This window comes from uncultured Polaribacter sp. (genome assembly GCF_947500975.1).
In the GTDB taxonomy this organism is placed as follows: domain Bacteria; phylum Bacteroidota; class Bacteroidia; order Flavobacteriales; family Flavobacteriaceae; genus Polaribacter.
On record NZ_CANMUE010000002.1, the window covers coordinates 196,982 to 217,555 of the forward strand.

The window sequence follows — 20,574 nt, forward strand, 5'->3', positions numbered from 1 at the left end:
TCTAAAAATATTATGGTTTAAAGGTTTTGTAAAATACTTATAATTTCATTTTCAATATTTACTTTTGTGATACTCTATTTTAAATGATATTTAATTTTTTTTCCAATTCTTATTGCCTTTTTAGGACTTAAACATTCTAATTCAATAACTAAATGATTTCCAAAAATACCTACAAATGTTTCATTGTCTAGATAATAAGTTTTAATGTTAGTTTCTTAGTCATTTTTTTCAATAAATATTTTTTTTATGATTTTAAAAACGAGTAAAAAATTATTCTATCCGTTTTTGGAGTAGCTATAATTTTATTTAAGAGTTAGAAATTTTTATTGCTTTTTTTAACTTTTAAAAGGAATTTTTTTATTTTCTGATGCAAAAATGATAAAAATAATTGAAGTATTTAGATTCTAATTGTCAATGGCATAACAATTGACTTAATTAATTATGATAATAAATGTTTAATTATTAAATATTTAATTATCAATAGATTATAATAAATAGAATGATTTTGATTTTTCTCTTTTTTTAAAATCAATGTCAGAATGACAGATATACAACACATGAGTAAAACAAAGATTGTAAAGATAGACAGTTTGTCCTTTCAGAATATAATGAATGAAGATTCTGAATTAATACCTTTAATGACACCAGAAGATGAAGAAATCATTAATAAAGAAAGTGTTCCTGAGGTTTTGCCAATTCTTCCGTTAAGAAATACTGTTTTGTTTCCAGGAGTTGTAATTCCAATTACTGCAGGTAGAGATAAATCTATTCAGTTAATAAAGGATGCAAACAAAGGCGATAAAATTATAGGTGTAGTTGCCCAACGAAATGAAGAGGAAGAAGAACCAACTTTAAAAGACATAAATACAACAGGGGTTGTGGCACAAATATTACGTGTTTTAAAAATGCCTGACGGAAATACAACTGTTATTATTCAAGGAAAAAAACGTTTTGAGATTGATAAAATTATTCAAAATGAACCTTATTTAAAAGCAACTGTAAAAGAAGCTGTAGAAGACAAAGAAATAAATGATAAAAAAGAGTTTGATGCAATTATAGATTCTATTAAAGAACAAGCTTTAGAGGTAATTAAGGAAAACCCAATGTTACCATCAGAAGCGTCTTTTGCAATAAAAAATATTCATTCAAATTCGTTTTTAGTAAATTTTATTGCTTCTAATATGGATTTAAGTGTGATGCAAAAACAAGTAATTTTAGAAAAAGATAGTCTAAAAGAACGTGCATTATTAACACTAAAAAACTTAAACAAAGAGCTTCAGAAATTAAAATTAAAGAATGATATTCAGTCTAAAACACGTGAAGATTTAGATCAACAACAACGTGAATATTATTTACATCAACAATTAAAAACCATTCAAGAAGAATTAGGTGGTGCTTCTAATGATCAAGAATTAGAAGAAATGAGAAAAAAGGCTAAATCTAAAAAATGGACAAAAGAAGTAGGGAAGACTTTTGAAAAAGAGCTGAATCGTTTAAAAAGAATGAATCCGCAAGCTGCTGAGTTTGGCGTACAAAGAAGTTATTTAGAGTTGATGTTAGAATTACCTTGGGGAATTTTTTCAGAAGATAAATTCGATTTAAAACATGCAACAAAAGTATTAGATAAAGACCACTTTGGGTTAGAAAAAGTAAAAGAAAGAATCATTGAGCACTTAGCTGTTTTAAAGTTAAGAAACGATATGAAATCTCCAATTATCTGTTTATACGGGCCTCCAGGAGTTGGTAAAACTTCATTAGGAAAATCTGTAGCAGAAGCTTTAGGACGTAAATATGTTAGAATGTCTTTAGGTGGTTTGCGTGATGAAGCAGAAATTAGAGGTCATAGAAAAACCTATATTGGCGCTATGCCTGGGCGTTTAATTCAGAATTTGAAAAAAGCGGGTACGTCTAATCCTGTTTTTGTTTTAGATGAAATTGATAAATTAGGTCAAAGTCATCAAGGTGACCCTTCATCTGCAATGTTAGAAGTTTTAGACCCTGAACAAAATGAAGCTTTTTATGATAATTATTTAGAGGTAGGTTATGATTTGTCTAAAGTACTTTTTATTGCAACAGCCAATAATTTAGGCCAGATTCCTTGGGCTTTACGTGATAGAATGGAAATTATAAATGTTACTGGTTATACCATTGAAGAAAAAGTAGAAATTGCTAAAAGACATTTATTACCAAAACAATTAGTAGAACATGGTTTAACACCTAAAGATTTAAAATTAGGTAAAAAACAGATTGAACAAATTGTTGAAGGTTATACTCGTGAATCTGGTGTACGTGGTTTGGAAAAGCAAGTAGCTAAAGTAGTTCGTTTTGCAGCAAAAAGTATTGCATTAGAAGAAGAATATGAAATTAATTTATCATCTGAAAAAGTAGAAGATATTTTAGGAACACCAAGAAATAGAGATAAATTTGAAAATAATGATGTTGCTGGTGTTGTTACTGGTTTAGCTTGGACAAGGGTTGGAGGCGATATTTTATTTATAGAATCTATTTTATCAAAAGGGAAAGGAACACTTTCTATAACAGGAAATTTAGGAACTGTTATGAAAGAATCTGCAACAATTGCTTTACAGTTTATAAAATCTAATGCAGTAGAATTTGGCATAAAACCAGAAGTTTTAGAAAAGTTTAATGTGCATATTCATGTCCCTGAAGGTGCAACTCCAAAAGATGGACCAAGTGCAGGAATTACAATGTTAACTTCTTTAGTGTCTTCTTTTACGCAACGTAAAGTAAAAAATAAATTAGCGATGACTGGCGAAATTACCCTAAGAGGTAAAGTATTACCAGTTGGTGGAATTAAAGAAAAAATATTGGCTGCAAAAAGAGCAAATATTAAAGAAATAATTTTGTGTAAAGATAATGAGAAAGATATTTTAGAAATTAAAGAATCTTATTTAAAAGGATTGACTTTTCATTATGTTACAGAAATGAAACAGGTTATTGAAATTGCACTTACAAAACAAAAAGTAAAAAACGCTAAGAAATTAGTGTAATTAAAAAAGCCTCCTGTTTGGAGGCTTTTTTTATAGATGAAATTTGATCATAAAATCTATTTTGTAATTTTAAAAGTATAAGTTGAAATTATTTCATTATTAATATATAAATGAAAATCAAAGAAACCTTTACTTTTAAAAATATGTTTTAAAGTTAAGATATTATTTTGTAACTCTATTTTTGGTGTATAGTTTTTTTCTTCTAATCCATTGTAAATTACAAACTTTATTTTATTCAAATCTATTTGTTTTTTTATTAAATATTGAAATGTAAATACTTCATTTTTTTGTAAAGTATGATGCATTTTAGTAGGGTAGATTTGTTTTTTTAGAATATTAAAAGCTTCACCGTATAAAATAGGAAATTCTAAAAATTTTGAAAAAGTTGAATTCTCTATATTTAGTAATGAATATTTTTGCTCAATAGGGTAATGATTTAGAAAAAAAAGATTTGGTTCCGTTAAAAAATAACCATTATTGTATTTAAATTGAAATTTACCATCATCAGGAAACGAAATACCTGTAGACCATGTAGGGTCACATAAGTACCATTTACTATTTAATTTAACAACATTCCAAGTGTGATTTGGCATTTTTATGTTAGACAAATCTACAGTACTTGTTCTTCCAATTCCATTTACAATTTTAGATTCTATACCAATAACATTACACATTTCTTTTAATAGGTATGCATAGCCTGTACAAATAGTTCTTTTTTTTCGAAGTAATTTTTTAAATAGCTTTTTTTTGAATTTAGAGTTCCAATTATCTAATTTTATAGAGTCGTTTTTATAACGTTTTCTCTTTAGCTCATTCAAAGAATACAATCTAAAATCATTTGCAATATTGTTACAAATCCAAATATAGATAGCACGTACTTTTTCTACATCAGTTTCTAGATTTTTTGTGAGGTCAAAAGTAATTTTATTGAGTTCTAAAATCCTCTTACTTTTGTAAGATTTTGCAATATAATCTGCTTTATTAAAATTAATATGATTAAAGTCTGATTGTTGAGAAAAACAAACTTTTACAAAAAGTAAGAGGAATAAGAATCTAAACTTTTGCATTAATAGTTATTATTAATTACGTTTAGATTTGTAGCGTTTATTAGTGTTTATAGCGCCTAACATTTGATTTTCATCTTCCGTTAAAGTAATATTTAAAAAAGTAGAGTTTTTGGTTATTTTTATTTTTTTTGTGACATAGCCCAAGTAAGAGAATACCAAAATATCACCTATTTTTAATTTTTTAGGAAAAGTAAATACGCCTTTTTTATTAGATGTAGTTCCTGTTTTTGATCCTTGTAAAAAAATGTTGGCGCCATTTAAAGTTTCAGTTTTTTCAAAGTTTTTACCTTTAATAATACCTTCTATTTTTATTTCTTGGGCTTTCATATTTGAAGTAAAAAATAAAGAGAAAAATAATCCTAAGATTAAAAAACTAGATTTTTTTGTTGATACTAATTTTGTTGTTTTCATGATAATTTGTTTTAAAGTTCATTTCAAACCTAACTTAAAATAAACTGTTTAAAAAAGACAAATGAGTAATCTGTTTATTTTAAAAGGTTAAAGTTACTTTTTATTTAGGGAAATTAAAAATTGTTAAAACAAAAATTAAACCTCTTTATGATAATAAAGAGGTTTAAAAAGGTATGTCATTTAAATAAAAAGAAAACTAATCTTTTTTATCTTGTTGTTCTATTATTGGTTGATTTCCAAAAAATGATTTGCATTTACTGCTTATTGAATTTGATATACCAAGCATAAAAGCAGTAATAATTATTAAAAATTTTATTTTTAGCCAATTTAGAATTTGTTTAGGTTTTTCTAAACATTTTTTATTTTTATACATATTAATAATGATAAGTGATGAAGTATTTGTACTATCATTTTATGCTTTTCAGTATCTGCCAAGAACCAGCATATTATTCTAAGCTTTGTATAAATTAGAAAAGTAATTGCTTAAAGTAATTTTATGTATTAAGAAAATATGTTTGTGGTTAAGTAAAGCAATTTTTTGATACAATTGCTTTTGAAGTTTGATGATCAATTGAATTTGTTTTTGAAATTCACTTTTGATATCAATTAAAGGAAAGAAAAAAGTAAGAAAATGTTTTTCGGAAATAAGATTATCATTAAAAACAATGTGTTTGGTGTTTTTAGCACTAAACTTATCTTTATAAATTAATTTTGATGATTGATAATAACTAGAAGAACTTTCTTGAGAATAAACAGTAGACTCTGCAACAGAAATTACTAAAAGAAGTAGAAAAACAAAAAGATGTTTTAGTTGCATTATAAATTAGTTTATAGATATTTTATTAAATTAAAAACCTCTTTGTGTTAACAAAGAGGCTTTAATATTTAAAGCAACTGTATTGCTATTTTATTAATTCGTAAGAACGTTTAATAAAGTCTGTTAACTCTTTACCATGTAAAAGGTTTTGAGATAATTTTGCTAAATCAAAAGCCTGTGAAATTAAATGTTTCTGTGCTACTTCATCTTTATTATTTAAAATATCAGAAACTAATGGACTATTTGTGTTTACCACTAAATTGTACATATCAGGAAAATTACCCATTCCCATCATTCCACCTCCACCACCAGAAGCTTGCATTTCTTTCATTCTACGCATAAATTCTGGTACTGTAATTATAAACGGAGAAGCATCAGAATCCATTGCTTCTAACTGAACCGTGTAAGTTTCTTTAGGAACTGCAGCTTCAATAATTGGTTTTAATGTTTCTTTTTCTTCATCAGATAATTTAGAAATAGCTGCATCTTCTTTTTTGATTAAATTATCAATAAAATCTGCATCAACTCTTGTAAATTTAATTTTAGCATCACCACCTTCTAATTTCTGCATTAAATGAGAAATAATTGGAGAATCTAAAACTAAAACTTCATAACCTTTTGCTGTTGCAGCTTCAATATAACTGTGTTGAGCTTCTTTGTGAGAAGTATATAAAATTACATGATTACCGTCTTTATCAGTCTGAGCATCTTTTGTTTTTTCGATTAATTCATCAAAAGTGAAAAAAGTATCAGCAACTGTTGGGTATAAAGCAAACTTTTTGGCTTTGTCAAAGAATTTATCTTCCGATAACATTCCATATTCGATAATTACTTTAATATCGTTCCATTTAGTTTCAAAATCTGCTCTGTCTTTTTTGAATAAAGAAGCTAATTTATCGCCAACTTTTTTAGTAATGTAACCTGATATTTTCTTCACAGCCCCATCAGCTTGTAAATAAGAACGAGACACATTTAAAGGAATGTCTGGAGAATCTATAACACCTTTTAACATTTGTAAAAAGTCGGGTACAATACCTTCTACATTATCAGTTACATACACCTGGTTTTGATACAATTGTATTTTATCTTTTTGCATATCCATAGAAGTGCTCAACTTTGGAAAAAACAAAATTCCTGTTAAGTTAAAAGGATAATCTACATTTAAGTGTATGTGGAATAATGATTCCTCAAACTGCATTGGATACAACTCTCTATAGAAATTGGTATAATCTTCATCATTTAAATCTGCAGGTGCTTTTGTCCAAGCAGGGTTTGTATTATTAATGATGTCATCTACTTCAATTTGTCTGTGTGGCTCAGTAGTTTCTTTGCCTTCAGCGTCTTTTGTGGTTTTTGGCTCGTGAGTAGGATCGTTTACTTTTTTAGTTCCAAACTTAATTGGCACTTGGTTAAAACGATTGTATTTTGTTAATAAACCTCTAATTTTTCCTTCTTCTAAAAATTCTAAAGAATCCTCTGCAATATGTAAAATAATTTCAGTTCCTCTGTCAGATTTGTCGTGTTCTACTAGCGTGTATTGAGGAGAGCCATCACAAGTCCAATGAGCAGCAGGTTCATCTTTAAAAGACTTTGAAATTAAATCTACTTTATCGGCAACCATAAAAGCAGAATAAAAACCTAAACCAAAATGCCCAATAACACCAGTTTCGTTTTTATCATCTTTATATTTTTCTAAAAATTCTTCAGCTCCAGAAAATGCAATTTGGTTGATGTATTTTTCAACTTCATCCATTGTCATTCCTAAACCTTGATCTTTTATTGTTAATGTTTTCGCATCTTTATCAATACTAATTTCAATTTTAGCATCCCCTAATTCAGTTTTTGCTTCACCTATAGAAATTAAGTGTTTTAGTTTCGTAGTTGCATCTGTTCCATTAGAAATCAATTCACGTAAAAAGATTTCGTGATCAGAATACAAGAATTTTTTTATCAGCGGAAAAATATTTTCTACAGATACATTAATGTTTCCTTTTGCCATTTTATATGTTTTTTGTTTAATTTTATTATTGATGATTAATCAATAGTCAAAAAAAATACCAAAAGAAGTTTTGTGACAAGATGACATAAAAAAGCGTCAACATTTCTGATGAGGCTTTTAACTTACTTAATATTAATTGAACTCAGGTTAAAAGTGATTTGTTTTTACAATAGTTTTTTCTTTTTAAGAAACTGGAGTAGAAATTCCTAGAAAAAGCTTTGCTTTAGATGAAATTGATAAAAGGTATTTCTATTCATAATGTTTGTTTTCATATTTGAAGAGTTACTTTTGTAAAGGTATAAATTAATTAGTATGTTTGATAGTTCAACTTTACAGATAAAATAAAAACTACACACAATATATTATGTATAATTCAAAAATTACGGGTCTTGGGTATTATGTTCCTGAAAATGTTGTTAGTAACAACGATTTAAAGGGGTTTATGGATACATCAGATGAATGGATTCAAGAAAGAACAGGAATAAAAGAGCGTAGGTGGATAGACCCAAAAACAGGAGATACAACTGCCGTAATGGGTGCAAAAGCTGCAAGGATAGCTATAGAAAGATCTGGTTTAACAAAAGATGATATCGATTTTATTGTTTTTGCAACTTTGAGTCCAGATATGTACTTTCCTGGTGGTGGGGTACAAGTACAAGATATGTTAGATATGCCTACAATTGGAGCATTAGATGTGCGTAACCAATGTTCTGGTTTTATTTATGCGATGTCTGTTGCAGATCAATTTATTAAAACAGGAATGTATAAAAACATTTTGGTTATTGGATCAGAAAATCACTCTGGAGGTTTAGAACGTTCTACTAGAGGTAGAGGTGTTACAGTAATTTTTGGAGATGGGGCAGGAGCTGCTGTTTTATCTAGAAGTGAAGAAAAAGGAAAAGGTATTTTATCTTCTCATTTACATTCCGAAGGAAAACATGCTAAAGAATTGGTTTTAGAAGGCCCATCTACACAACGTTGGGTTCCAGAAATTATGGAAGCGAATGATCCTGAAGATCAAACTTATTTTCCTCATATGAATGGGCAATTTGTATTTAAACATGCCATTGGTCGTTTTTCTGAAGCGATTATGGAAGGCTTACAAGCAAATGATTTACAAAAGGAAGATATTGATATGTTAATACCACATCAAGCGAATTTACGTATCGCACAATTTATTCAAAAGAAATTTCAATTATCTGATGATAAGGTGTATAATAATATTATGAAATACGGAAACACAACTGCTGCTTCTGTAATTATAGCTTTAACTGAAGCTTGGGAACTTGGTAAAATAAAAGACAATGATTTGGTTGTTTTAGCTGCTTTTGGTAGTGGATTTACTTGGGGTAGTGTTATTATTCGTTGGTAGATAATTATAAAATTCAAAACTTCTTTTCTAAGTTTAGAAAAGGAGTTTTTTATGAGTTAAATTATAGACAACTTTATTTTTCTTCATAATGTATTATATCACCTATACGCTCTCCTTTATTATTATATGTAATTTTCGTTTTTAGTTGACCATTTTTATGATATGTTTTCCAATCTCCTTTTTTCTGAAAATAATCTACACCAGCATAATCTCCTGTTTCCATTAATTTTCCATTTGGATAATAGGATTCATATGTACCTATTTTATTTCCAAAATCATCATATTGTTGTTTTGTACGTATTTGACCATTATTATAGTAAATAATTAATTTACCTACAAAATCTCCATTTTTGTTATATCGAGCGTCAAGTCGTAATTGACCATTTTTAAAGTATGCAGTATTTTTTTGAATGACACCTTCATTTGTATATTCTGTATGAGATTCAATTTGACCATTGTCAAAATAATTTACCCATTTACCAATGGTTTTGTTTTTTTTGTAGACTCCAATAGATCTTAGTTGCCCATTTTTATAGTAGTCTTCATAATTGCCTTCCATTTCATAAAAACCTTTTCCAGAATAATTACTTTTGGTCTGCAATTGTCCGTTTTGGTAATACATTTTAAAAGGCCCTTTTGGTTTGCCTAGTTTGCTAAAAATTAATTCCATATTTATAGAACCATTTTTTCTATAGTAAATCCATTCTCCATAATTTATGCCTTTACTATTTTTAAACCCAATTACTTTAAGCCCACCATTATTATAATATTCTATATACACATCTTGTTGTGCATTTATGCTATATATATTAAAAATCATAATTATTGTAAAGATTGTTCTTAATAGAATATACATCTTTTTTCTAATTTGTAGTTGGATGTCTCTTAATTGGCTCTTTTTTGTATATGATTAGTTTCGTATTTCTATAAACTAATTTTTTAAATAAATTGAGTGGGGAATAAAATCGGTGATTATTAGTGATTAATTATATATGTTGATGGCATTTTTTTATTTTAATGATCTTTTTTGGATCTTAATTTTCATATTTAACAGTTTCTATTAAATCGCTTTGTTCATTGTAGATTTTCCAAGTACCTACTTTTTTGAAATTTTTATAAGTTCCTATTTTATGAATTTTACCATTTTTAAAATACTGTACATATTTTCCATTATCTACCCCATTCTTAAATTCTCTTTCACAAAGTATATTTCCATTGTCATAATAATATTCCCAAATTCCATCATTTTTACCGTTTCTTTTTTCTCCCCGACTACTTATATTTCCATTTTTAAAATATTTTGTTTGTTCTCCGTAGGGTTTATTGTTGAGGTAATTTTCAACAAAGTTTAGCTCTCCACTATCATAATAACCTTTCCATTCTCCAGTTGCGTTTCCAAAATCATCAAATTTTTTTAAATATTTTAGTTGATTATTTTCTTTTAAAAAACTTTTCCAGGTTCCAGTTTTTTGTCCATTTTTAGATATCCCTTCCATATATAAAACTTGGGAGTAATCCATTTTTTGATAACCGTCTAATTTACCATCTTTATAGTTTCTGATAGATTTAGTTTCACCATTTTCGTAATATGAAACCCATTTGCCAGTTTTTTTATTTTCAAAATGTTGCCCTTCAGTTTTAAGTTCTCCAGAAGTATAGTATTCTTTAAATCTCTTATCTTGCTTAGTGGTTAAAGTTGGTTTTTTTATATTTTCTAAGTTATTTTTTTTATTAATTGTTTTGCATTGAATTAAAACTAGAGATATTAAAATACTCAAAAAGAATGATAAAATATTATTTGTAAAATGCATTTTATTTTTTTGTAGCTTTAATTTTTTATAACGAATTTGCATATACTTTGTAGCATGTTTTAGCAACTAATTTAGTAAATAATTATCGACTAAGAAAGTCTTGGAGAATTTTAGGAGGTAAGCACGAGGTAATAAAATTTATATTAAATGCTAGAGGAAGAAGTATTAAGTAAAACTAAATTCCTTCAACGAATTCCAAAAATACTTCTTTATGGAGTTCAAAATCCCAATTAGGAGAAAGTGAAACACGAGCAATATAATCTTTGTCTCCTTCTTTTGTAGTTCCTTGTGTTGAGGTGGCAGGTATGGTCCAATAACAGCCTTTTAGTTGCCCGTAGCTAACACAATGTTTACTCTCATTAGGGATTTTTGTAATCATTAAATTTATTAATTTATGATTTAATTCTCTTTTATAAACTTCTTTTTCTTCTGGTGTATTTCCTTTCGTAGGTAAATCTAAAGAAAAAACAGATGGTGTAAAACCTTGTTTTGCTAACTCTTCTGAAACAAAATTTATTTTTGCAGTTGGTAAACTCTCTCGAATAAAGTTTACAAATTTACGCGTGTTCTTATAAGCATCTTTAATTCTTTGGTTCATAGAAGGCAATTGTTTTGCCAAAATTTCATATTGAAGCTGTGTAGCTTCGTTATTACAAATTGATAAATGCAATGCTATTTTTTCTATTAAAGTATTTGTTTTTTTATTACCAACTAAATAACCAGCAGTGCATTTTCCACCACTTGGAAACTTAGACCCACTAGCATAAGAAAGAGTTCTAACAGAAGATAATATTCCATCATCACCTAAAAAATGAAAGTTTGGACAAAATGTTTGATCTAAAATAAATACAGGATCAATTGCATTTTTACCGGTTTCTGTTGTACGTTTTTTACTTAAAGCTTTTTCTAATTTTATTAAATTAGGAACTTCTACCCTTGGATTTGTAGGAATCTCTGTAATAATATAAGGTATCGCATTTTCGCTTGCAATTTTTGTTAAAACAGTATCAATACTTTGTACCATATCATTATCGCCATCAACTGGTAAATTTACAACTTCAACATTTTTAATACACGCGGCAACTCTTCTTGCTTGGTCATTTGTACCTCCATAACAGTTAGGCGGAACTATGAATTTAATGTCTTTTTCTGGATGATTTTCTTTTGCATGATGTACTAATCCCATCATAATTGCATATTGAATTGATAAGCCACTAGAACCAATTATTGGTTTTGTAGGAGCTTCAGTAATCTTTGTAATAGAATTTAAAACACTTTTTTTATTTAAATCAATATTATTTTTATTGATTTTAAAAGAAGTGTTCTGTACTAAAGAATTAAGAGCTATTAAAGAATTTTCAGGAGTCATTGAAATTGTTTCTCTTCTTCTAACGTGTTGTATTTCAGAAATATATTTTTTGTTTTTTTCTCCGTTTACCAATATAATACTTCCTAAATCTGTATATATATTTATATAAAAATCAATATTAGATTTTAAATTATTAAGGGAGATTTTTTTTTGTTGAGAAATAAAAATGGTACTTCCATCAAATTTTGAAATGTCATTTTCAGAATCTATCTTCTTAAATTCAAATTGATAACCATAAACACTTTTTAAGATCTCTGTGTCAAAAAAAGTTGGTAATTCATCAGAAAATAATATTTGAGTGTTTTTATTTTCTAATAGATTTTTTCTTAAAACTGCTAAAATAGGAATTGTTTGCGAGGAAAAACTGATTACGTTTTCTGATTTTATTTGATGTAAACTTGCAAATGTCCACTCTAAAATTGAAGATATTGGATGTCCTAATCTTATGTAATCATAAGCTGTTGGTAGTTTATTTAAAGAACTTAATGTAAAGTTATTGTTGGTAAATAAATTTTCAAATTGATTTAGAAAATCAGTTTTTGCTAACTTTTCATTATAAATATCTAATCTATGTGTAGTTAGATTTAACCAGTCAATTGGCATGTTTTCTAATACATTTTTTATATAACTAAGTATTTTATTATCATTCATAATTTCTAGCTTTAGAAAGCACAACAAGATACATTAATTAGGTTTTTATAAAAAATATTACTAAACGTTTTGTTTTTTTGCTGAAGATTTTATGGTTAAAATATTGCTTAAAAAGCGGATTAATTACTTTTTATCAAAATGAGAAAAAACTTTAATTAAGCTGTATCTTTGCAGTCTATTAAGAAAAATAATATGCGTACAAAAACCATCAAACAAAATAAGATTAACGTTGTTACTTTAGGGTGTTCTAAAAATATTTACGATAGTGAAGTTTTAATGGGACAGTTAAAAGCTAATGGTAAAAATGTGGTACATGAAGATGAAAATGATGATGGAAATATTGTTGTAATAAATACTTGTGGTTTTATTGGTAAAGCTAAAGAAGAAAGTATTGATACAATTTTACATTACGCAAATAGAAAAGAAGCGGGAGAAATTGATAAAGTTTTTGTTTCTGGTTGTTTAAGTGAACGTTATAAACCAGATTTAGGAGAGCAAATTCCTAATGTAGACCAATATTTTGGTACGCACGATTTACCTAATTTATTAAAGGTTTTAGAAGCAGATTATAAACATGAATTAATTGGAGAACGGTTAACAACCACACCAAAACATTATGCATATTTAAAAATTGCAGAGGGCTGTGATAGACCTTGTTCTTTTTGTGCAATTCCTTTAATGAGAGGAAAACACAGATCTACACCAATTGAAGATATTATTACTGAAGCAACAAAATTAGCAGAAAAAGGAATTAAAGAAATTATGCTAATTGCCCAAGATTTAACCTATTATGGTTTAGATATTTACAAAAAAAGAGCTTTAGCACAATTATTAGAAGCGTTAGTAAAAGTAGATGGAATTGAGTGGGTAAGAATGCATTATGCTTTTCCAACTGGTTTTCCTATGGACGTTTTAGAGGTAATGAAACGTGAGCCAAAAGTTTGTAATTATTTAGATATTCCATTACAGCATATTAATACGGACTTGTTAAAATCGATGAAAAGAGGAACAACTCATGAAAAAACAACAGCGTTAATTCATAAGTTTAGAGAAGTTGTTCCGGAAATGGCAATTAGAACTACGTTAATTGTTGGTTACCCGGGTGAAACTGAAGAAATGTTTCAAGAATTAAAAGATTGGGTAGAAGAAATGCGTTTTGAACGCTTAGGTGCTTTTGAATATTCTCATGAAGAAAATACTGGTGCTTATGTTTTAGAAGACGATGTACCTGCGGATGTTAAGTTTAAAAGAGTAAATGAGATTATGGAAATTCAATCTCAAATTTCTTGGGAATTGAATCAAGCTAAGGTAGGTAAAACGTTTAAATGTTTATTTGACAGAAAAGATGGCGAATATTTTTATGGTCGTACGGAATCTGATTCACCAGATGTAGATAATGATGTTTTAGTTGATGCAAGAGAAAATTATATTAAAATTGGAGAGTTTATTGATGTTAAAATTCATGAAGCTGGAGATTATGATTTATATGGTGTTCCAGTAAAGAAACAAATAAAACCAGTGCCCTTACATCAAAAAAAGGCTAATAATTAAAACTAAAAAATCGCTCAAAAGAGCGATTTTTTAGTTTTATGATATTCTAGCTTCACGAGTTTTTAAAACAATTGAGGCATTTAATATTATTTCAATTTATCTGAGTTTAAAAAGAAAACTGCATTTGCAACAAATAACTTTCCATTATCCCAAAAAGACCTAAATAAAGGATTATCAACCATGTAAATAATACTTCCTCTTCCTATTTGATCTTCTCCAAATAACAAAGATTTTGGTATATTTTTTCTTGCTTTACTACCTGTATAACCAGAAACGCTTATTGCAGATTCATCAAAATAAGCTACATTAACACCACTTTTTAAATACTCATAAGTAGATCCACTTAATTTTAAAGAATAATAATTATTATTGTAACCAAAAGCTAACGGATGAGTAGTGTCTACTTTACTTTTAAAAATACTCCCAGTAATTAAATTAGCAACATTTTTACGCTCTCTTTCTGCATAAGGTGTTAAGTTGTTTTTTGTAGAATCTTTTTTAGATTCTTTGCGTTTTAATGCAAAACCTTCTTTATTAGCAAAACTGTTTAAGGCGTTTCCAATAGCAATAACTGTTCCTCCTGATTGTACCCAGGTTTTTAGTTTGTTTAACGTTTTTTTGTTTAAAACACTATTGTAATAGCCATTTGGAATTATAATAACATCATATTTAGAAAAATCTACACGACTAAAATAGTCTGAATTTAAAATAGTAACTGGGTACTTTAATTCGGTTTCAAAAAAGTGCCATATCTCTCCAAAACTTAATGATGATGTTCCTTCACCAGAAAGTAAAGCTACTTTTTGTTTGTTAATTGGTTTTACAGAATAAGAACCAAAATCTACACCTTTTGAAACAAAACCAGTAGAAACTGATTGTAAACTTCTTTTATTTTTATCTGCAATTTTAATTAGTTTTTCATCAAAATCACTTGTTTTATTATCGTTTCTTAATACAATAATAGTTCCTTTTTTATATGATTTACTATCAATTGAAAAATCTTTTTCAGTAAAACGGGGTGTTATATTAGCTTGAAGTATTTCACTTAAAAAGGTCGCGTCGTCTAAACTATTCCATTTTAAAATATATGCGTAAGCATTTTTATCAATAAAATTATTTATGTTTTTTTGATCTGTATTTTGCGAAGAATTAACTTTTGATTTTGATGCAACAGAATTAAAACCATGAGCATAAGGCAAAGACCAAGCGGTAATATCATACGTTAAAGAATCTGCTAATTTTGCTTTTGGTTCAAACAAAACTTTTACCATTTTTCCTTTTGGTTGATTTGTATGAATAACTAAATCTCCTTTATTTGTATTGAATTTACCTTCCCTTTGTGTGTTATAAATGTATCCTTTTACAGTTCCATTATTAGCATATTCGTACTTAATTTCATGTTTGTCTAATAATTTTTTTAATCTATCAGTTTTGTCTTGATTTTCATTTTTAAGTACATAACTTTTATATGTTAAATTCTTATTGTCAAAGAATTTTTTAAAATTATTATTTAGTTTTTCGGCATTTTTTGATGAAATTTCAACAGTAGACAAGCCAGTTGTCATGTGATGAATTGCTCTGTCTTTTAAAGTTAAAACTTCTCCTTCATCAGTATTTATACCCAATCCAGCTTTGCCGTGTCCTGCTTGTTCATAGGTCATACCAATTGCTCCCATAAATGTTGGGTAAGTATCTCCATAACTCGGGTATAGTAAATCAAAACTCTCTTTAGTAAAATATAACCAACCTTCTTTGTCAAAATATTTTGCATGGTTTTTTCCAATTTGTGTTTGAAAATCACGTTGCCAATCAGAAATTACTTCATGAAAAGGTTCTGCCGCTGGCGCAAAATAATAAGGGTTATTTATACCTTGTTCGTGAAAATCTACATGAATATGAGGCAACCATTTGTTGTAAATTTTAATTCTTTGTTGAGATTCTACTTGAGTTGCCCAAGCCCAATCTCTATTTAAATCAAATAAATAATGATTTGGTCTTCCTCCTGGCCAAGGTTCATGATGTTCTTTAGCATCTTGAATAATGTTAAAAGGAGTACTTTTTACTTGATTAAACCAGTTTACATATCGATCTCTACCATCAGGATTTATACAAGGATCAATAATTACAATAGTGTTTTTTAACCAATCTTTTTTTGTAGTTAATAATTTATATAATGTTAACATTGAAGCTTCTGTGCTTGATGCTTCATTTCCATGAACATTATAACTTAACCAAACAATTGCAATTTTATTTTCTTGTTTTCCTTCTAAAATTCCAGTTTGAGAAAGATTAGATTTTCTAATGCTTTCTAGGTTATCAATGTTTTCTTGTGATGAAATATAACTCACATACAAAGGTCTGTGTTCGTTTGTTTCTCCGTATTTTTCTAGTTTTACATTAGATGTTTTGTTGCTTACGTATTTAAAATAGTCAACAACTTTATGGTGTCTTGTAAAACGACTACCAATTTCATAACCTAAAAATTCTGATGGTGATTTTATTGATTGAGAAAAAACAGTTCCAAAAGTTAAAAAAAATAATAGTAAAATTGATTTAATTTTCATGAAGTTTAGTTTGATTTTCATCAAAAGTAATGAATAAATTCTACTATAAAAAGTTGATAAATGATGAACAAGTTAAAAATTTGTTAGATTGATTTTGAATTTACGACAAAGCTTAAAATATTCGTATTTTTATCAAAAATTAATCAAACTACATGAATTGTATATCAGATTCTGATTGTTGCCAAAACTGTGTTCTTAAATTATGAAAGTAACACATATACCATTTCAAAAAACAGGTTTTTTTTCAAAAACAATGCATCATTATTTAGAAAAAAATGATGGATTAAAACCTTTTTATAATAATTTTACAGACATTGCAGGTTTTCATAATCAAATTGAAGAAAAGCAAAAATCATATAGGTTACAAACAAGGTTAACGTTGGTTGATGCTTTAAAAAATCAATATAAAAACGTTGATGCTTCTAAGAAAACTTTAGAAAAAATAGAGCTTTTAAAACAGCAAAATACCTTTACGATAACCACAGGTCATCAGCTTAATTTATTTACAGGACCTTTATATTTTTTATATAAAATAATTTCTACGATTAACTTATGTGAAGAATTATCAGAAAAATTTCCCGAACAAAATTTTGTTCCAATTTATTGGATGGCAACAGAAGATCATGATTTTGATGAAATTAATTATTTTAATTTTGATGGCAAAAAAGTGCAATGGAATAGGGGGGATGGTGGAGCTGTTGGGCGTTTCTCAACAGAAGGTTTAGAGGATGTTTTTGAAGTTTTTTCAAATCACTTAGGAAACTCTAAAAATGCTAAGTATTTAAAAAGCCTATTTTCTGATGCTTATTTAAAGCATAAAAAATTAGCAGATGCTACTCGTTTTATTGCAAATGAGTTATTTAGAGACTTTGGTTTAGTAATTGTTGATGGAGATGATTTTCAACTAAAACAATTATTTACGCCATTTGTAAAAGATGAATTAGAAAATGAAACCTCTTATAAAGAAGTGTCAAAATCAATTTTGGAGTTAGAGAAAGAGTATAAGATACAAGTAAATCCTAGAGAAATAAATTTATTTTATTTAGGTGATGATTTTAGAGAGCGTATCATTTTTGAAGACGGTAATTATAAGGTTAATAATACTGATATTTCATTCACAAAAGCAGAAATTTTAAATGAAGTTGAAAAGAATCCTCAAGCATTTTCTCCTAATGTAATTATGAGGCCTTTGTATCAAGAGGTTATTTTACCAAACCTTTGTTATGTTGGAGGTGGTGGAGAGATGGCTTATTGGTTTGAATTAAAGGCCTATTTTGAGAAAGTGAATGTTCCTTTTCCTATTTTATTGCTAAGAAATTCAGTGCAACTTGTTACTCAAAAACAAGAAAAAAAATTACAAAATCTAAATATAGATAAAGAGGAAATATTTTTAAATCAGCACAACTTAATTAGTAAAAAAGTTATAGAAAATTCTGATATTAAAATTAGTTTTAACGATAAAATTTCTTTTTTAGAAACTCAATTTTTAGAATTAAAAGAGGTTGCAAAAAAAACAGATATCTCTTTTTTAAATGCTGTAAATGCACAAGAGAATAAACAAATTAAAGGACTAAAAAAACTAGAAAAACGTTTATTGATTGCTGAAAAGAGAAGGCAAAGTGATTTAGTTTTAAGAATAACTGAGTTGCAGAACCAATTGCTACCAAATCAAAGTTTAGAAGAACGTCAGCGTAATTTTTCTGAATATTATTTGGAGTATGGAAATTCTTTTATCAATAATTTAAAATCATCTTTAAAACCACTTCATTTAGAGTTTACAATTTTAACTCTATAATTATTGTTGTAGATTTGGAGTGCAAGCTATTATGGCTGTAAGTAGATAAAAATAAATGAAAGAAAAACAACTTCACTCCAAAAATAAGTTTTTAAAAGGTTATAATTTTGATGATTTAATTATTAAAAATCCTAGCCTAAAAGAGTTTGTTATTAAAACAAAATTTGATTCTTTAAGTATAGATTTTTCTAATCCTGAATCTGTTAAAGAGCTTAATAAAGCATTGTTATTTACTTATGATAAAATTACTAATTGGGATTTTCCTGATGAAAATTTATGCCCACCAATTCCTGGACGATTAGATTATATTCATCATTTAGCAGATTTACTTTCTTTAGAAGAAGAGGTAACTGTTTTAGATATTGGAACAGGAGCAACTTGTATTTATCCATTATTAGGTGTAGCAGAATATAATTGGAGTTTTGTTGCCACAGATATTGATTTAGATTCTTTAGATACAGCTCAAGATATAATTGATGATAATAATTTAGAGGCTAAAATTAAGCTTCGTCAGCAATTTAATGAACAGCAAATACTAAAAGATATTATTAAAGAAGATGATTTGTTTAGCGCTATTATGTGCAATCCCCCATTTTTTAAATCTGCAGAAGAAGCACAAGGGGCAAATAAGCGTAAGAATAAGAATTTAGGTAATAATGCTGTTAGAAATTTTTCAGGAAACAATAATGAATTGTGGTACGTTGGAGGCGAAAAAGCATTTTTGCACAATTATTTATATGAAAGTTCTTTGTACAAAAAATCTAGTAAATGGTTTACTAGTTTAGTTTCTAAAAAAGAAAATGTAGAAAGTTTAGAAAAATCATCAAAAAAACTAGGTGTTAAAGAATTTAAAGTAATTCCAATGAGTCAAGGAAACAAAGTTACAAGAATTGCTTGTTGGACGTTTTAACTAAAAACAATGTCTTTAATATTCCATTTTTTACAAACAAAATGTAAAATGGTATACACCAACATATGTACAAAAACTAAACATATAAAGGCGTATAAAGGAACTCCTAAAAGTTGGTAAGGCCAATAATAAGTCCAAACTCCTAACTCTATTGTAATTACCTCGCCAAAAGCAGGTAATATTAATGCTAAAATTATGGCTAAAAATATTTTGTTTTTAGCAGATTGATTTGTTAAAAGCGGAATTAAATTTCTTTCTAATTTATATAAATAATGAAAAGCTAACATCCAAGCAAATGGTAGCCATAAAGGTAATTCTCTATTTACTTCATGATATTCCCAATAATTATTAGAAACACCCCAAGTTTCTCCTACTATACCACCAAAGCCAGTTAAAAGCATCCCTTTAAGTAAAATCCAGTTTTTGTTCGTTTTGGGTTTAATAATTTCATTATATAAATTATGAAATATTTTAAGTATTAAAATACATGCAATTATTGTATCGTATGTTTTTAATAATCCAATAAAAACTCCAGCTATGATAAGTTTAATAATTGCTTTTAAAATTTCAACCAAAAACTTCTTCTTATTGCTAATCATTTAATTATTTATCTGAGTATAAAAATAATGTTTTTGATTCATATTTAAATAAATAATAATTTTATTATTCAATGATTACAGTTCTTTTTTTTTGATATATTACTTGGTTTTTTATAAAATAAAAAACCCGAAACTAAAATAGTTTCGGGTTTTAATTTTTTTAATAATCCTTCTTATAAGTTAGGAATAACTAACTCTTGACCTGGGTGAATTACATCAGGGTTTTTTAAAACATCCGTATTAGCATTAAAGATTGCAGTGTATTTACCTGCGCTTCCATAATATTTTTTAGCGATTGCTCCTAAAGTTTCTCCACTTTTAACAGTATGGTTTGCAAAAATAGTAGTGTCTGCAACTTCAATATTTGCTTGAATATCTGTAGGGCTTTCTCCACCAATTTCTTTTATTTTATCCCAAATAAGGTTTTTTTCATATTGGTTTTTTGCTGTACCATTTACATGTAATACACCATTTTCTTCTTTTACATCACCGTTTTGGATTTCTAATTCTTGTCCTAAATCTAAAACACTTTGGTATTTTGCTTTCATTTTTTTTTGTTATTTAATTAATTATTAGTTTTCGATCTAATTTCTTTTTTGGTATTTTTAATTTCAAAAGATATTTTCAATAAAATTTATATCAATTTC

15 protein-coding genes are annotated in these 20,574 nt (G+C 27.5%); 5 read left to right on the top strand and 10 right to left on the bottom strand.

Going from position 1 to position 20,574, the window contains the following annotated elements:
• Window positions 1–539 precede the first annotated feature (539 nt).
• Window positions 540–3,011, top strand: a complete 2,472-nt coding sequence (gene lon, locus Q0733_RS02900; protein ID WP_298778747.1) for an endopeptidase La — start codon at window positions 540–542, stop codon at window positions 3,009–3,011.
• Window positions 3,012–3,067: 56 nt separating this feature from the next.
• On the opposite strand, the gene Q0733_RS02905 is transcribed toward lon, so the two are convergent.
• From Q0733_RS02905 to htpG, 4 genes are all read right to left on the bottom strand, one after another.
• The gene (locus tag Q0733_RS02905) at window positions 3,068–4,078 is read right to left on the bottom strand and encodes a transglutaminase domain-containing protein (RefSeq protein WP_298778749.1); all 1,011 of its coding nucleotides are present in this window, start codon (window positions 4,076–4,078) and stop codon (window positions 3,068–3,070) included.
• A 12-nt stretch (window positions 4,079–4,090) separates the two neighbouring features.
• The gene (locus Q0733_RS02910; RefSeq protein ID WP_298778752.1) at window positions 4,091–4,489 is read right to left on the bottom strand and encodes a carboxypeptidase-like regulatory domain-containing protein; all 399 of its coding nucleotides are present in this window, start codon (window positions 4,487–4,489) and stop codon (window positions 4,091–4,093) included.
• 451 nt (window positions 4,490–4,940) lie between these two features.
• Window positions 4,941–5,306 (bottom strand): hypothetical protein, encoded by a 366-nt coding sequence (locus Q0733_RS02915; RefSeq protein ID WP_298778753.1) that lies wholly within the window; start codon window positions 5,304–5,306, stop codon window positions 4,941–4,943.
• Window positions 5,307–5,391: 85 nt separating this feature from the next.
• The gene (gene htpG, locus Q0733_RS02920) at window positions 5,392–7,305 is read right to left on the bottom strand and encodes a molecular chaperone HtpG (RefSeq protein ID WP_298778756.1); all 1,914 of its coding nucleotides are present in this window, start codon (window positions 7,303–7,305) and stop codon (window positions 5,392–5,394) included.
• Window positions 7,306–7,669: 364 nt separating this feature from the next.
• Between htpG and Q0733_RS02925 the strand changes: the two genes are divergently transcribed.
• Window positions 7,670–8,677: a 3-oxoacyl-ACP synthase III family protein gene (locus Q0733_RS02925; protein ID WP_298778759.1), complete on the top strand. Its 1,008-nt coding sequence runs from the start codon at window positions 7,670–7,672 to the stop codon at window positions 8,675–8,677.
• A gap of 73 nt (window positions 8,678–8,750) precedes the next feature.
• Here Q0733_RS02925 and Q0733_RS02930 read toward each other — a convergent pair whose 3' ends face one another.
• From Q0733_RS02930 to Q0733_RS02940, 3 genes are all read right to left on the bottom strand, one after another.
• Complete coding sequence (locus Q0733_RS02930) at window positions 8,751–9,497, bottom strand: hypothetical protein (RefSeq protein WP_298778761.1); 747 nt, start codon at window positions 9,495–9,497, stop codon at window positions 8,751–8,753.
• A gap of 214 nt (window positions 9,498–9,711) precedes the next feature.
• Window positions 9,712–10,488 (bottom strand): toxin-antitoxin system YwqK family antitoxin, encoded by a 777-nt coding sequence (locus tag Q0733_RS02935; RefSeq protein ID WP_298778764.1) that lies wholly within the window; start codon window positions 10,486–10,488, stop codon window positions 9,712–9,714.
• A gap of 175 nt (window positions 10,489–10,663) precedes the next feature.
• Window positions 10,664–12,508, bottom strand: coding sequence for a cystathionine beta-synthase (locus Q0733_RS02940; protein WP_298778767.1), 1,845 nt, complete (start codon window positions 12,506–12,508; stop codon window positions 10,664–10,666).
• A gap of 192 nt (window positions 12,509–12,700) precedes the next feature.
• On the opposite strand from Q0733_RS02940, the gene rimO reads away from it, so the two are divergent.
• Window positions 12,701–14,059, top strand: coding sequence for a 30S ribosomal protein S12 methylthiotransferase RimO (rimO, locus tag Q0733_RS02945; protein ID WP_298778769.1), 1,359 nt, complete (start codon window positions 12,701–12,703; stop codon window positions 14,057–14,059).
• An 86-nt stretch (window positions 14,060–14,145) separates the two neighbouring features.
• Here rimO and Q0733_RS02950 read toward each other — a convergent pair whose 3' ends face one another.
• A complete protein-coding gene (locus Q0733_RS02950) occupies window positions 14,146–16,623 on the bottom strand; it encodes a M14 family metallopeptidase (RefSeq protein ID WP_298778771.1) in 2,478 nt (825 codons plus the stop codon).
• A 202-nt stretch (window positions 16,624–16,825) separates the two neighbouring features.
• Between Q0733_RS02950 and bshC the strand changes: the two genes are divergently transcribed.
• Together bshC and rlmF are read left to right on the top strand one after the other, a co-directional pair.
• Entirely contained in the window at window positions 16,826–18,418 is a 1,593-nt protein-coding gene (bshC, locus tag Q0733_RS02955) for a bacillithiol biosynthesis cysteine-adding enzyme BshC (RefSeq protein ID WP_298778773.1), read from the top strand.
• A gap of 55 nt (window positions 18,419–18,473) precedes the next feature.
• The gene (gene rlmF, locus Q0733_RS02960; RefSeq protein WP_298778775.1) at window positions 18,474–19,328 is read left to right on the top strand and encodes a 23S rRNA (adenine(1618)-N(6))-methyltransferase RlmF; all 855 of its coding nucleotides are present in this window, start codon (window positions 18,474–18,476) and stop codon (window positions 19,326–19,328) included.
• Here rlmF and Q0733_RS02965 read toward each other — a convergent pair.
• Together Q0733_RS02965 and Q0733_RS02970 are read right to left on the bottom strand one after the other, a co-directional pair.
• Window positions 19,325–19,927, bottom strand: a complete 603-nt coding sequence (locus Q0733_RS02965) for a hypothetical protein (RefSeq protein ID WP_298778778.1) — start codon at window positions 19,925–19,927, stop codon at window positions 19,325–19,327. The two genes, rlmF and Q0733_RS02965, sit on opposite strands and share 4 nt — an antisense overlap.
• A gap of 173 nt (window positions 19,928–20,100) precedes the next feature.
• Window positions 20,101–20,475 carry a LysM peptidoglycan-binding domain-containing protein gene (locus Q0733_RS02970; protein WP_298778781.1) on the bottom strand — a complete coding sequence of 125 codons (375 nt, stop codon included), beginning with the start codon at window positions 20,473–20,475 and terminating at the stop codon, window positions 20,101–20,103.
• Window positions 20,476–20,574: the final 99 nt, after the last annotated feature.

Bases quoted from the DNA above. Each gene is read 5' to 3' on its own strand.
- lon (WP_298778747.1), top strand. From the start codon at position 540: ATGACAGATATACAACACATGAGTAAAACAAAGATTGTAAAGATAGAC.
- Q0733_RS02905 (WP_298778749.1), bottom strand. From the start codon at position 4,078: ATGCAAAAGTTTAGATTCTTATTCCTCTTACTTTTTGTAAAAGTTTGT.
- Q0733_RS02910 (WP_298778752.1), bottom strand. From the start codon at position 4,489: ATGAAAACAACAAAATTAGTATCAACAAAAAAATCTAGTTTTTTAATC.
- Q0733_RS02915 (WP_298778753.1), bottom strand. From the start codon at position 5,306: ATGCAACTAAAACATCTTTTTGTTTTTCTACTTCTTTTAGTAATTTCT.
- htpG (WP_298778756.1), bottom strand. From the start codon at position 7,305: ATGGCAAAAGGAAACATTAATGTATCTGTAGAAAATATTTTTCCGCTG.
- Q0733_RS02925 (WP_298778759.1), top strand. From the start codon at position 7,670: ATGTATAATTCAAAAATTACGGGTCTTGGGTATTATGTTCCTGAAAAT.
- Q0733_RS02930 (WP_298778761.1), bottom strand. From the start codon at position 9,497: ATGATTTTTAATATATATAGCATAAATGCACAACAAGATGTGTATATA.
- Q0733_RS02935 (WP_298778764.1), bottom strand. From the start codon at position 10,488: ATGCATTTTACAAATAATATTTTATCATTCTTTTTGAGTATTTTAATA.
- Q0733_RS02940 (WP_298778767.1), bottom strand. From the start codon at position 12,508: ATGAATGATAATAAAATACTTAGTTATATAAAAAATGTATTAGAAAAC.
- rimO (WP_298778769.1), top strand. From the start codon at position 12,701: ATGCGTACAAAAACCATCAAACAAAATAAGATTAACGTTGTTACTTTA.
- Q0733_RS02950 (WP_298778771.1), bottom strand. From the start codon at position 16,623: ATGAAAATTAAATCAATTTTACTATTATTTTTTTTAACTTTTGGAACT.
- bshC (WP_298778773.1), top strand. From the start codon at position 16,826: ATGAAAGTAACACATATACCATTTCAAAAAACAGGTTTTTTTTCAAAA.
- rlmF (WP_298778775.1), top strand. From the start codon at position 18,474: ATGAAAGAAAAACAACTTCACTCCAAAAATAAGTTTTTAAAAGGTTAT.
- Q0733_RS02965 (WP_298778778.1), bottom strand. From the start codon at position 19,927: ATGATTAGCAATAAGAAGAAGTTTTTGGTTGAAATTTTAAAAGCAATT.
- Q0733_RS02970 (WP_298778781.1), bottom strand. From the start codon at position 20,475: ATGAAAGCAAAATACCAAAGTGTTTTAGATTTAGGACAAGAATTAGAA.